The sequence below is a fragment of the Bacillota bacterium genome (genome assembly GCA_024655925.1).
Taxonomy (GTDB): Bacteria; Bacillota; DTU025; order DTU025; family JANLFS01; genus JANLFS01.
Window position 1 is genome coordinate 1 of record JANLFS010000089.1, and the last position, 11,728, is coordinate 11,728.

11 protein-coding genes are annotated in these 11,728 nt (G+C 61.7%); 9 read left to right on the forward strand and 2 right to left on the reverse strand.

The window, feature by feature from the left end; all coding sequences use genetic code 11:
- On the reverse strand, positions 1–2,401 hold a 2,401-nt coding region (locus tag NUW23_12350), incomplete at its 3' end, for a VWA domain-containing protein (protein ID MCR4426956.1).
- A gap of 333 nt (positions 2,402–2,734) precedes the next feature.
- Here NUW23_12350 and NUW23_12355 point away from each other — a divergent pair.
- From NUW23_12355 to fabZ, 8 genes are all read left to right on the forward strand, one after another.
- Complete coding sequence (locus NUW23_12355; protein MCR4426957.1) at positions 2,735–3,214, forward strand: MarR family transcriptional regulator; 480 nt, start codon at positions 2,735–2,737, stop codon at positions 3,212–3,214.
- 182 nt (positions 3,215–3,396) lie between these two features.
- Positions 3,397–4,371: a ketoacyl-ACP synthase III gene (locus NUW23_12360; GenBank protein MCR4426958.1), complete on the forward strand. Its 975-nt coding sequence runs from the start codon at positions 3,397–3,399 to the stop codon at positions 4,369–4,371.
- Between the two features lie 24 nt (positions 4,372–4,395).
- Entirely contained in the window at positions 4,396–4,623 is a 228-nt protein-coding gene (gene acpP / locus NUW23_12365) for an acyl carrier protein (protein MCR4426959.1), read from the forward strand.
- A 1-nt stretch (position 4,624) separates the two neighbouring features.
- Positions 4,625–5,581 (forward strand): enoyl-[acyl-carrier-protein] reductase FabK, encoded by a 957-nt coding sequence (gene fabK / locus NUW23_12370; protein ID MCR4426960.1) that lies wholly within the window; start codon positions 4,625–4,627, stop codon positions 5,579–5,581.
- Between the two features lie 19 nt (positions 5,582–5,600).
- Complete coding sequence (gene fabD, locus NUW23_12375; GenBank protein MCR4426961.1) at positions 5,601–6,524, forward strand: ACP S-malonyltransferase; 924 nt, start codon at positions 5,601–5,603, stop codon at positions 6,522–6,524.
- Complete coding sequence (gene fabG, locus NUW23_12380) at positions 6,521–7,267, forward strand: 3-oxoacyl-[acyl-carrier-protein] reductase (GenBank protein MCR4426962.1); 747 nt, start codon at positions 6,521–6,523, stop codon at positions 7,265–7,267. Before fabD ends, fabG begins: the two co-directional genes overlap by 4 nt.
- Complete coding sequence (gene fabF, locus NUW23_12385; GenBank protein MCR4426963.1) at positions 7,264–8,526, forward strand: beta-ketoacyl-ACP synthase II; 1,263 nt, start codon at positions 7,264–7,266, stop codon at positions 8,524–8,526. Before fabG ends, fabF begins: the two co-directional genes overlap by 4 nt.
- 3 nt (positions 8,527–8,529) lie before the next feature.
- A complete protein-coding gene (gene fabZ / locus NUW23_12390; GenBank protein ID MCR4426964.1) occupies positions 8,530–8,985 on the forward strand; it encodes a 3-hydroxyacyl-ACP dehydratase FabZ in 456 nt (151 codons plus the stop codon).
- A 113-nt stretch (positions 8,986–9,098) separates the two neighbouring features.
- On the opposite strand, the gene NUW23_12395 is transcribed toward fabZ, so the two are convergent.
- On the reverse strand, positions 9,099–10,097 hold the full coding sequence (locus NUW23_12395) for an ATP-grasp domain-containing protein (protein MCR4426965.1): 999 nt from the start codon (positions 10,095–10,097) through the stop codon (positions 9,099–9,101).
- Positions 10,098–10,353: 256 nt separating this feature from the next.
- Here NUW23_12395 and NUW23_12400 point away from each other — a divergent pair, with 256 nt between their 5' ends.
- On the forward strand, positions 10,354–11,553 hold the full coding sequence (locus NUW23_12400; protein ID MCR4426966.1) for a PLP-dependent aspartate aminotransferase family protein: 1,200 nt from the start codon (positions 10,354–10,356) through the stop codon (positions 11,551–11,553).
- Positions 11,554–11,728 lie beyond the last annotated feature (175 nt).

Here is an 11,728-nt window from a genome sequence, read left to right on the forward strand (position 1 = left end):
CCTCGACTGGGGACACGGTTTGCTCCTTGTAGCCCGACACCTTGGGCCTGACCGTCACGTCGTAAACCCCGGGCGCCACGGTGATCTCAAAGAGCCCGGCCTGTTTCCTCTCGATCCAGGAGAGGAACTTGCCGTCCCGTACCAAGCCGACATCCGCGTCGCTCGTGGGCGTGCCTGCGGCCAGCAGCTTCACAGCGATCACGCCACGCGGATCGACGGCCACTGTCTTCTCGATGGTCTTTCCGCGCGTCAGCTCGATCCCTGTCAGGTGGATCGGGTCCGATCCGACTGCTTTGGGTTGGATCACGACGTCGTAGACACCCGGTTCGCGCGCGATCTCCCACACTCCGGGCGACTGCTCCGTCATCCAGCTGACGAACTTCGTACCTTGCATGAGGCTGACGTCAGCGTCTCGGAAGGGCTTGCCCGCGGCTGTGACGATCACTCGCACCCGTGCCTCTGTGAGAAAGTCCATCACAAGATCTGTGACGACCCCAGACCTAATCGCTACATTCGGTATCTCCTGCATCTGCGGAGCGGGCGTGTCGATGGAGCCGCGGACTGTGTAAACTCCTTCGGGCAAGGACATGACGAGCTTGCCCATCTGCGGGATCATCCGCCCCATCGAAGCCGTGCCCTCGAACACTTCGCACACGACCCGGTCGGGTGAGAGCGCCTTTCCTTCCATCCTGGGAGTGACGACGAGCTGGCCCGGCATCTTCACTTCCACGACCACGTCTGTCACCTGGCCGGGTTTGGCGTAGGCCTCGACGATGTCACTCTCTATCCCGGCGTAAGTGGCCATCACTCCATACGCCCCGGGTGTTGTGATGGTCTCCCGGTAAGCCCCTCGCAGCGGCACGTCCGGGACGGTCCTCTGCCCGGCAAGGGACACTTTGGAGACTGCCGTCACGTCCGCGCCTCGTGCCACCACTCGTGCGCGCAACGTCGCGAGCATATCCCCGAAGTCAACGGTGACGTTGGTGGTCTCTCCAGCGACAAGCCGCACGCCTGGGACCGTTTTCTCAACTGACACGTCCCCGACGTACCGGGCCACGACACCTACCACACCGGGATCTGCCTGGATCACAAACTGGCCCCTGCCCGCGGGCGAAGACGCCTTGACCTGTCCCGCTGACAGCACCCGGAATTCGCAGCTGGGCGTGATGTCCTGCCCTACGTAGATCGCGCGGACCGCGAGGGTCGCCTGTGGCGCCGGCAGGTCGAACACCAGAGCGGATTCCTTGTTCGGAGAAACCCACGCCGAGGCGGATCTCGCGGAGGCAGGGTAGCCCTTGAGGGTCACCGTCACCTCATACTGCCCTGCAGGGACCATCGCCACCGGCGGTGCGCCGAACCACTGTGCGGCCACGGGCGCTCCGGCTTTGGTCACTTCGATGTCCACCCGATCGCTCGCATCCTGCCCGCCGACTCGCGCGAAGACTCGAATCATCCCGGTGAGCGGGCCGAAATCCAGCCTTATCCGAGTGGTCTGCCCGCTCTTGGCCATGATGTTCGGCTGGGTGGCGGTGACGACCTCAGAACCCACAGAGAGATCCCCGCGGACGGTATACACTCCTTCGTCCAGCTCGAACAGAAGGCTCGACCTGTCCGGACTGAGCCTTCCAGGCTTGGCCGGCTGCCCCAAAGCGTTGAACACGTGAATGCCTGCCCGGGACGTTACATTCTCCCCACCTCCGAATGCCTGAACCTCAAGCACTGCGGGGGATATGGCCTGCACCATGATGGATGTGAGAGCCTTGCGCAAAGAGGCGGTGTCTGATGCCTCAAAATACTCGCCGATGCATCTGACCAAGGCTGCCTGCTTCTCGGACAGCGCGAACCCAACCACATACGGCTTGAGCATCAGGCCCTGTTCCTGAAGGCGGCGCGAGATCGCGCACGGATCGGCCCCGCAGCTTTCCTCACCGTCAGTGACGAGCACGACGATCTTCCGGGCGTCAGGGTCACGAGGGAAATCTTTCGCGGCGAGTTCGAGGGAGAGCCCGATAGGGGTCATGCCCTTGGGCTTCATGTCTCGGACGGCCGTGATCATCGGGCCGCGCGCATCGCGGACCGGCTTGAACCCCTGGACCAGGACGGAGTCCTCACATGGGGCCATTCCCCGGACAAGTTCCGCCCCGTAGACCCGAAGGGCAATCTCCAGGCCTGGAGTCTCGGGAAGCTCACGAATGAGCTCTTCCATGACCTCCCGGGCTACGTCCATCCGGGTCTTCCGTCCCTCGAGTCTTGCTGTCATGCTGACCGACGCATCGAGGATGAACTCAATGTAAGTCTTTGAATCGCCTGCTGAGACTGCCCCTGCTGGGGCAGGGACAATCCACTGGGCAGACAGGACGACCAGCAGGAGAAGGTACACTGCGCGGCGGGACAGCGGCATCAATTCATCTCAGCCTCCTTACAGAACCCGTGCTTGCTGAACCCCGGGAGTCACTGTGTGGCGCGGCGACCACACATGGAATTCGATAAGCAGGTTTGGTCCCCTTCTTTTGCCACTCAAACTTCGCCCAAAAAGACGATGACATCGTCGGAGAAGCCGCGCCGCCTCGAAAACACGGCCCCGGGCACGGCCGGAAAGGATATGAAGAAGCCGAGATGTCTGGTAAACTAAATGGCGTAAGAAGTCGCACGGGGCATGCCCGGATCGGGCCGTCCGCATCGCCGGGCCGGAGAAGGGCGGCGAGCGGCTACGACGAAGATGGGAGGTGGTACGATGTCCCGCAGCACTGAAGTGCTCAATGCCCTACTTGTCAGGCTCTTCAACAGAATCCTCGCCATAGAGGAAGCAGTGATCCGCCGCGCTTACGGATTCGAGCTCACCATGTCCGAAATTCACGTGCTTGAGGCTGTAGGCATGGGGGAGCCGAAATCCATGTCCGAGACCGCATCGCAACTGGGTGTCACACTCGGGACCCTGACTACCTCAGTCAACAGGCTGGTCAGCAAAGGTTACGTCACCCGGATCCGCCCCGAGGAGGACCGCCGGGTCGTTCTGGTCAAGCTCACGGAAGCAGGAAGGCTGCCATACCACGTGCACGACAGGTTTCACCGCAAGATGGTAGAAAGCATCCTTGAGGGCCTGAGTCCGGAGGAGGAGACGGCTGTCATCAGTGCCGCAGAGAAGCTCTACCGGTTCTTCGCCAAGGTCGACCCGATGGACCTGTGGGAGGAAGGAGTCAAACAGGCGGACTAGGGCCAAATTCAGGTATTGACAACCGGGCCTTGTGAGCATAAACTTTGAACCAAAAAATATTTGATCTTCAAATTGGGCACTCTGTGCGCAGGGCACGCGGAGCCCTATTTTCGCGGCATTTAGTAGGCATATCAAACTATTGGGGATGCAAAGAAGATGTGCCCACCGGGGAGGAAGGCCGTTTGGCGGTTGAGGTAGTCTCCACAGGCAGTTGCGTGCCTGAGAGAGTCGTGACCAACGAGGACCTGGCTTGTTTGGTCGACACCACTGATGAGTGGATCAGAACCCGCACTGGCATAAGGGAACGTAGGCTTGCGTGCGGGGATGGGACATCGGACCTGGCCTCGGCGGCGGCCCAGCGTGCGCTTGAGTCTTCGGGGGTCGATCCCTCCCTGGTGGACCTGATCATCGCAGCCACGCTCACCCCGGACTGCTTTACGCCCACTGTCTCCTGCACTGTCCAGAAGAACCTTGGCCTCACACGGGCCACTTGTTTCGATCTGTGGGCGGGATGCACTGGATTCGTGTTCTCGCTGATGACCGCGCACAGCCTTATGGAATCAGGCGCTTTCAAGTGTGCCCTGGTGGTCGGGGCGGAGACCCTTTCAAAACTGACAGACTGGACGGACCGCGCCACCTGCGTTCTCTTTGGGGACGGAGCAGGCGCGGTCCTCCTCATATCGGGGCGGGACAGCGGGTTGGTCCGCCATGTGTCGGGTTCAGATGGGGCACGTGGGCGTGTGCTGACCGCGGGGGGCATCTCCGCTCGCAACCCGTTTCACAGCAGCGCCCCTGGGGACCACTATATCCGCATGGATGGGAGTGAGGTCTTCAAGTTTGCAGTGCGCGCGATGGCAGACAGTATTACGCAGGTGCTGGATGGAACAGGCCTTTCCACGGATGACGTGTCATACTTCGTTCCCCACCAGGCGAACGACCGGATCATAGACTTCGTGGCCAACCGGATGGGAATCCCGCGGGGTAGGTTCTACACGAACCTGGAACGCTACGGGAACACCTCGGCCGCGAGCATCCCTATTGCACTCGATGAAATGAACCGGGCGGGGCTTCTTCGAAAGGGCATGAAGTTGATCACTGTTGGCTTCGGGGGAGGGCTCACCTGGGGAGCCAACTTAATCACGTGGACTCGAGGATAGAGAAACCGAAGGGGGATGCCTCACATGGCTTTTGAGCAGATCAGGGATATCGTCTCCGACCAACTTGGGGTGGAGAAGGACAGAATCACTATGGACAGCACGTTCACGGGCGACCTGGGCGCTGACTCGTTGGATATGGTGGAACTCCTCATGGCTCTCGAGGAGAAGCTGGGTGTGCATATCGAGGACGACGACGCCAAGACGATGAAGACCGTGGGTGACGCGGTCAGGTATCTCGAGGCTAGGAGCTAGTATGAGGACCTTGTATGGATCCAGGCTATGCCGGATGCTGGGGCTCGACTACCCAATCATCCAGGGCGGCATGGCCTGGGTAGCGGATGCTTCGCTCGCCGCGGCGGTCTCCGATGCAGGAGCCCTGGGGATCATCGCGGCGGGCAATGCCCCGCCAGAATGGCTGAGGGAACAGATTCGCCTGGCACGGGCCTTCACGGACCGGCCGTTCGGCGTGAACATCATGCTCATGAGTCAGACTGCCAGGGCGGCCGTGGACGTGGTGTGCGAGGAACGGGTTTCTGTGGTGACCACCGGAGCGGGAAGCCCAGGCGAATTCATGTCAGCGCTCAAGGCCGCTGGCGTCATAGTCATACCCGTGGTCGCCTCGTCCGCCCAGGCACGCAGGGTCGTCGAGTCAGGGGCGGATGCAGTGATCGCCGAGGGCTACGAGTCCGGGGGACATGTCGGTGAGCTGACCACCATGGCACTGGTTCCGCAGGTAGCCGACGCGGTCGATGTGCCTGTCATTGCTGCTGGCGGCATTGGGGATGGCCGTGGCGTCGCCGCCGCGCTTTGCCTTGGAGCAGACGGAGTCCAGCTCGGAACGAGGTTTCTGGTAGCGACCGAGTGCACTATCCATCCCAGATACAAGGCGAGAGTGCTGGCTGCGCGGGACTCCGACACTGCAGTCACCGGGAGGTCTACAGGACACCCGGTCCGCTGCCTGAAGAACCGGCTGGTCCGAGAGTTCCAGAGGCTCGAGCGGGCAGGCGCCCCACCGGAGACTCTCGAGGCCCTGGGAGAGGGCAAGCTAGCCCTGGCTGCCCGCGAAGGCGACGTGGACAACGGCTCGGTGATGGCAGGTCAGATAGCGGGGCTTGTAAGAGACGAGGCCTCCGCAGAGGAGATAGTCAGGGGCCTGATGGCCCAGGCCGCACAGATCATAGAGGCCGTCGGCCTGAGATTCAGGGATTGAGCACCGGGGGAGTGAGTTCATGAAGACCGCGTTTCTCTTCTCCGGCCAGGGAGCCCAGTATGTGGGCATGGGCCGGGACGTCTATGAGGCCGAGCCCAAGGCGCGCGAGGTATATCGGCGGGCCAGCGACGCCCTGGGATATGGCGTGGAGAATATATGTTTTGAGGAGAACAGCTTGCTTCACAAAACTGAGTACACCCAGCCAGCAATCGTGACTACAAGCCTTGCGCTTCTCGCCGTGCTCCGCGAGGCGGGGATGGAGGCAGACGTCACCGCCGGGCTCAGTCTTGGCGAGTACTCGGCCTTGATCTACAGTGGGGCCCTGGGGCTTGAAGATGGTGTCCGTTTGGTCAGCAAGAGGGGCCGGTTCATGCAGGAAGCAGTCCCCGAGGGCGTGGGCACCATGGCCACCATCCTCGGGCTCGAGCGGGACAAAGTGGTCGAAGCTTGCCTGGAGGCGTCTGACGTCGGTGTGGTGGAGGCGGCGAACTTCAACTGCCCCGGGCAGATCGTAATATCCGGGGAGGTCGCCGCGGTCGATCGGGCGTGTCAGATCGCCCGTGAGAAGGGTGCGAAGCGGACCATCAGGTTGAACGTGTCGGCACCGTTCCACTCGAGCATGTTGGCCCCTGCGGCAGAGCGGCTTGCTGCGGAACTCGCTGCTCTACCCATCAATCCCCTTAGGGTCACGGCCTTCTCAAACGTGACCGCCAGGCACATCGATGGCCCGGCCGAAGTCCCTGCTCTCCTGGCACGGCAGGTCACGAGCCCGGTCCTCTGGGAGGACACCATTTCGAACATGCTTGAGGAGGGCGTGGACACCTTCGTGGAGGTCGGACCGGGCAAGGTTCTCTCCGGGTTTGTCCGCAGGATGGCTCCAGACGCCAGGATCACCAGCGTGGATGACCTAAAATCCCTGGACGAAGTGAGGGCGTGGGCATGAGGCTCACGGGCAAGACGGCGATCGTCACAGGTGGAGCCCGCGGGATCGGCCGCGCGATCGCACTCAGGCTCGGACGCGAGGGGGCAAGTGTGGCGGTCAACTACTTCTCCTCTTCTGAAGAAAGCGCGTCCGCGCTGGCGAAGGAAATCGAAGCGTCCGGGGGCTGTGCCATGGTGGTTCCCGGGGACGTGACCTCGGAGTCTGATGTCAGAAGCCTGTTCGATAAGGTCATGTCGGCGTGGGGTCGGGTGGACATCCTCGTGAACAACGCCGGTATCACCAGGGATGGTCTGGCAGTGCGCATGTCGTCAGAAGATTTCACCCGAGTGCTCGACGTCAATCTTCTCGGGACGTTCCATTGCAGCCGTCAGGCTGCTCAGATCATGCTCAGGCAGCGAGGTGGGCGGATCATCAACATCTCGTCGGTGGTGGGGATCACAGGGAACCCGGGTCAGGCCAACTACGCGGCGAGCAAGGCTGGCATCATCGGCCTGACCAAGTCTCTCGCACTCGAACTCGCCAGTAGGGGCATCACAGTCAATGCGGTGGCCCCAGGCTTCATAGTCACCGACATGACCTCTGCGTTGGACAGCGCAGTGCGCGAGGGCTATCTCGCACGAATACCCATGCGTAAGCTGGGGGAGCCCGACGACGTGGCCGGCGTGGTGTCCTTCCTTGCCTCCGACGATTCCGCCTACATTACGGGCCAGGTCATTCAAGTCGATGGGGGGCTCGCAACGTGACGCGACAAAACACAAAGCGCACGGTCGTCGTGACCGGGATGGGGGCTGTGACCCCGCTCGGTGTTGGTGTTGGCCGATTGTGGGAGGGCGTGAGTGCGGGGGAGTGCGGGGTCAGGCGTATCACCAAGTTCGACACGTCAAAGAGCAAGGTGAAGCTCGCAGCGGAGGTAACAGATTTCGACCCCGGAGACCTCATAGACCGGAAGGAACGTAAGCGGATGGACCGGTTCACACAGTTCGCAGTAGTGGCCTCCCTCGAGGCCCTAGCTGACGCTGGAATTTCTAGCGAAGCAGGACAGGTAGACCCCAAGCGCATGGGAGTGGCGATCGGAAGCGGGGTGGGGGGCATGGAAACCATCGAGGAACAGTACCGCCGGTTCCTTGAGCGTGGGCCCGAGTGGGTCAGTCCTTTCTTCATCCCGATGATGATAACGAACATGGCTGCAGGTAACGTTGCCATTATTCTGAACGCCAAGGGACCGAGCTCTTCGGTGGTGACAGCCTGTGCGTCTGCCTCGCACACCATAGGAGACGCGTTTCGGACCATCCAGGACGGGCGTGCTGATGTCATGGTGACCGGGGGCACCGAGGCCGCGATCACCGCGTTTTCGGTGGCCGGGTTTGCGTCCATGCAGGCGCTTTCTACCCAGGAAGATCCAAATGATGCTCCGCGTCCATTCGACCGGCGCCGGGATGGGTTCGTGATGGGAGAAGGCGCAGGGATGCTCGTCCTCGAGTCTCGTGAACACGCGGAGGCGCGCGGGGCACGCATCTACGCGGAGATGGCCGGCATCGGGACATCCACCGACGCGTACCACATAACCAGCCCGTCTCCAGGCGGCGAAGGTGCAGCCCGGGCAATGGAGGAGGCCCTGCGCGACGCTGGAGCGGCTCCAGACGAGGTGGGTTACGTAAACGCCCACGGCACCGGGACGCCCCTGAACGACAAGCTCGAGACGGAGGCGATCAAGCAGACCTTCGGGTCCCATGCTTCGAAGCTCGCGGTGAGCTCCACTAAGTCCATGGTCGGCCACTTGCTCGGAGCGGCGGGTGCGGTAGAAGCTATCGTGACGATCTTGGCTCTCGACCGTGGATTCATCCCACCCACGATCCACTACGGTGAGCCCGACCCCGAGTGCGATCTGGACTATGTCCCAAACACTGGGCGGCCTGCCTCACTCGAGTGGGCGATAAGCAATTCCCTGGGATTCGGAGGGCACAACGCCACTCTAGTGTTTAAGAAGTATGGGGGGAACTAGGCTTTGGAGTATCAACCTGTCCCCGACATCCGTGACATCATCCCACACCGCCCGCCCTTCCTCCTGGTCGACGCCCTGACTGAGCTGCAGCCGGGCAAGAGGGCAAGGGGAACGAAGTGCGTGGCTCCTGACGAGTGGTTCCTACAAGGCCACTTCCCTGGCCTGCCGATCATGCCGGGTGTGCTCATCATCGAGGCAATGGCGCAGGTCGGCGCGGCTGCGTTGCTCGCGGAGGATGAGTACAGAGGCCTGCGGGCCTACTTCGCAGGGATCAACCGGGCACGGTTCCGCAGGAAAGTCGTTCCCGGGGACTTGCTCGTGATAGAGACTGAGTTGGTCAGGAAATGGGGTCGGATGGGGATTGGGGCAGCCGTTGCGATGGTAGGGGATAAGGTAGTGGCAGAGGCGGAGATTATGTTTGCAGTTGAGCAACCGCCCAACAAGGACGGGAAGGAGTGAAGGAGGGCGCCATCGAGCGCCCAGACCGGGCATCCGACGGAAATGCGAGACGGGCGCTTGGCCTCGGATGAAGGCCGCCGGCGCCCGTCCTGTGCTTGCTCTGCCTTGCACGGCTAGTGGTAGTAGCGGGCCCACGCCGACGTGAGGATCCACCTCACGAGTTCATCGAATGCCATGCCGGCGGCCCGCGCCTGCAAGGGCAGCAGGCTGACCCGGGACATCCCGGGGAGTGGGTTGATCTCCAGAAAGTAAGGTTTCCCCGCTTCATCCAACCTGAAGTCGACCCTGGAGACGTCCCGGCATTCCATGGCCTCAAACGCGGCCACAGCCATGTCAGACAGTTCGCGCGCCAAGGTGTCTGGTATCGGAGCCGGGACTTTGAACCTCTCCAGATTGCCGCTCTTGGTCTCGTACGAATATACGAAAGAATGGTCCGCTGCCTCCCGGTCCCCAGGGCAGACTTCCATGATGGGGAGGACGTGCGGCTTGCCGTTGCCTATTATGCCCACTGTGAACTCTCTGCCGGGCAGAAATTCCTCCACGAGAGCGGGCTGGTGGTAGGTCGAGAGGACCCACTGCACCTTCGCCGCGAGTTCTTCCGGGGTATTCACTCGCGAGGAGTTTCTGATGCCTTTGCTGGATCCCTCGCAGTTCGGCTTGACGAACATGGGGAAAGCCAGGTCTACTCTGGAGAGGTCCTCAACCGTGTTGATCTTGCAGTACCTGGGGGTACGGATCCCGGCCGTGGAGACCACTCTCTTCGCCATTGCCTTGTCCAACGCGATGCCGAGTGTGAGCGCATCGGAGCCGGTGAATGGGATCCCGAGTAGTTCGAGGAGCGCTGGGATCAGAGACTCTCGGTTTCGCCCGACCCATCCCTCGGCGATGTTGAAGACCATGTCCGGACGAGCTTCGTCCAATCTTTCGAGGAGGTCCGGCTGGTGGGGGAAGAGCAGCACGCGGTCACACTGCCGGCCTAGCGACGCCGCGAGCGAGTCTACTGTCTCTTGTTCCTCACACTCTGCCGCCTGATCCTCTGCGCAGCCGCCGTTGCCGCATGCCCGAGGGAAATCCCTCTTCAGGTTGAAGGTAATGCCCACGGTGGCCCCCATCTTATCTTTTCAACTCCCCCAAAGCGTAATAGAGGAACCGTGACCCGAATCAAGCTGATCATAATGCCTTGCTGGTGGCAAGTCGACAGCTCCCACACCCCTCTGCAAGTGGCGGAACGACTCCCTGCGACGTTTTGGATAAGCCGCTCCGTGCCGCGTGATATTTCGGGATGTGGCGGCCTTGGGCGCGGTCTGGGCTCATAGAGGAACCTGACGGCACGGGGTGAATAACCCGGTTGAAGAGGAGGTGTGGGCAATGACCACTCATGCGACACGTTTCGACATCTCAACTTTGGCGGTTCACACGGGACGCGAGATTCCAGCTGGGCCTGGGACGCCGTCGTCCCCGCCGATCTACGCGAGTTCAGTGTTCGGTTTCGATACTCTCGAGGAACTCGACCACGTCATGGCTGGCGACCGTGCTGGCTACGCTTACACAAGGTACGGCAATCCCAGCCACGCCCTCTTCGAGCAGGCCGTGGCAGACCTCGAATCTGGGGAGGCTGCAAGGTGCACTGCCTCAGGGCAGGCGGCTGTGCTCGCATCAGTCCTCGCGGTCGTTACGCCCGGCGACCGCGTTGTTGTGGCCTCGGACGTCTACGGCGGGACCTACTCTCTTCTGGCCAACAGGCTGCGCCCGATGGGGTTCGATGTCACGTTCTGCGATCCCACAAGGCTGGACCTGGTGGAGGAGGCACTCGCGCCAGGCGCCAGCGCCTTGTTGGCCGAGACCATCTCCAACCCACTCATGCGAGTAGCAGATCTTGAGGAACTCGCAGGCATCACCCATTCCCACGGGGCCCTGCTGCTGGTTGACAACACTTTTGCCACACCATTTCTTGCACGTCCGCTGGAGCTCGGAGCTGACTTGGTGATACACAGTGCAACCAAGTACCTGGCAGGCCATGATAGCTCCACTGCGGGGGTGGTGTCAGGAAGGGCCGAACTCATCCAGAAGGTGGCCTCAGCTGCCATAGAACTGGGTAGCACCTTAGGGCCGATTGACGCCTGGCTCGTGCTGTTCGGCCTTCGTACCATGGCGCTGCGAGTGGAGAGGCAATCATCGAACGCAATGGCGCTCGCACGGGCGCTCGTAGAAGAGCCTGGCGTATGCAAGGTCCACTACCCGGGCCTGTCGACTCACCCGGACCACGGGATCGCGGCCGGACTCCTAAGACGTGGGTTCGGGGGCATGCTCTCATTCGAGCTGGACGGAGGATGGGACGCGGTCTCCGCGCTGGTCCGGGCACTCGACCTCGTTCGCTTGCAGCCTAGTCTCGGCGGAGTATGGACCACGATATCGCACCCTGCGAGCACCTCTCACAGGTCAATTCCCGAAGCCCAACGGGAGGCCATGGGCATCAGTGGCGGACTGGTCAGGGTCTCATGTGGAATAGAGGCAGAGCAGGATATCATCTCCGATTTTCGCAGAGCGCTTCGAGAGATCCATCGCTGATTCCGAACCAGATGGGTAACGACGAATATGCGAGTCGCACCTTCGGGAGAATAGTGGCAGCGCAATGCGTGAGCCAACCAGATGAGAGGTGCGACTCCAACATGTACGTGAGAAGGTTCGCGATGACATCCGCCCTGGTTACGGCGCTCGTTCTGGCAGGGGCGGCCCTGACTTC